Here is a 1551-nt window from a genome sequence, read left to right as displayed (position 1 = left end):
CCCGTAGCATGCGCCGCAGACCCGTCAGGGCTCACGTGAGTACCTTCGTGCTGCGCACTCCGGTGTTCGCCCTTGGGGCGGCCCGGCGGGCTCACGCGGCCCTGTGCAGTCGGGCACGACTCTCGATTCCGATCATCAACGAACGAACGAGGAAGGAGACCTGATGTCCACGAACTTGGCGCTGTACTTTGCGCTGGCCTGCGGGATTGCCGCAGTGGTGTACGGTTTCGTGCAACGAAGCTGGATCCTGAGCCGCGACGCGGGCAACCCCCGCATGCAGGAGATCGCGGCGGCGATCCAGCAAGGCGCTGCCGCCTACCTGGCCCGCCAATACAAGACCATCGCCATCGTGGGCGTGGTGCTCGCGATCCTGATCGCCATCTTCCTGCCCCTCACGACGGCAGTCGGCTTCGTGCTCGGCGCGCTGCTGTCGGGCGCATGCGGCTTCATCGGCATGAACGTGTCGGTGAAGGCCAACGTGCGCACCGCGCAGGCCGCCACGCAGGGCATGGCGCCGGCGCTCGACGTCGCGTTCAAGGGCGGCGCGATCACCGGCATGCTGGTCGTGGGCCTGGGCCTGCTGGGCGTCACGATCTTCTTCCTGTTCATCACCGGCAACGGCACGGCCGCGCCGGAGAACCTGTCGGCGGTGCTGAAGCCGCTGCTCGGCTTCGCGTTCGGCGCGTCGCTGATCTCGATCTTCGCGCGGCTGGGCGGCGGCATCTTCACGAAGGGCGCCGACGTCGGTGCCGACCTGGTCGGCAAGGTCGAGGCCGGCATCCCCGAGGACGACCCGCGCAACCCCGCGGTGATCGCCGACAACGTGGGCGACAACGTCGGCGACTGCGCCGGTATGGCCGCCGACCTGTTCGAGACCTACGCCGTCACGCTGATCGCGACGATGGCGCTCGGCGCGCTGATGGTCACGCAGGCGCCGATGCAGGCGGTGATCTACCCGCTGGTGCTGGGCGGCTTCTCGATCATCGCGTCGATCATCGGCTGCAGCGTCGTGAAGGCGACGCCCGGCATGAAGAACGTGATGCCGGCGCTGTACAAGGGCCTGATCGTCGCCGGGCTGATCTCGCTGGTCGGCTTCTTCTTCATCACGAAGTACGCGATCCCCGACGATGCGCTCGGCGCGGGCACGCAGATGCGGCTGTTCGGCGCCTGCGTCGTCGGCCTCGCGCTGACGGCCGCGATGGTGTGGATCACCGAGTACTACACCGGCACCGACTACAAGCCGGTGCAGCATGTCGCGCAGGCCTCGACCACCGGGCACGGCACCAACATCATCGCGGGCCTGGGCGTGTCGATGCGCTCGACCGCGTGGCCGGTGATCTTCGTGTGCATCGCGATCCTGGTGTCGTACCAGCTGGCCGGGCTGTACGGCATCGCGATCGCCGCGACCTCGATGCTCAGCATGGCCGGCATCATCGTCGCGCTCGACGCCTACGGSCCGATCACCGACAACGCCGGCGGCATYGCCGARATGGCCGGCCTGCCTGACAGCGTGCGCGACATCACCGACCCGCTCGATGCGGTGGGCAACAC

The 1551-nt window shown here is 68.2% G+C and carries 1 protein-coding gene; it reads left to right on the top strand.

Features of this window, described 5'->3' with window-relative positions; all coding sequences use genetic code 11:
* Window positions 1-163 precede the first annotated feature (163 nt).
* The coding region (locus tag AC1D15_RS31485; protein ID WP_477829134.1) for a sodium-translocating pyrophosphatase at window positions 164-1551 on the top strand (1388 nt) is incomplete at its 3' end.

Source organism: Rhizobacter sp. P2_H2, assembly GCF_056403375.1.
This window is presented reverse-complemented; position numbering and strand designations above follow the sequence as displayed.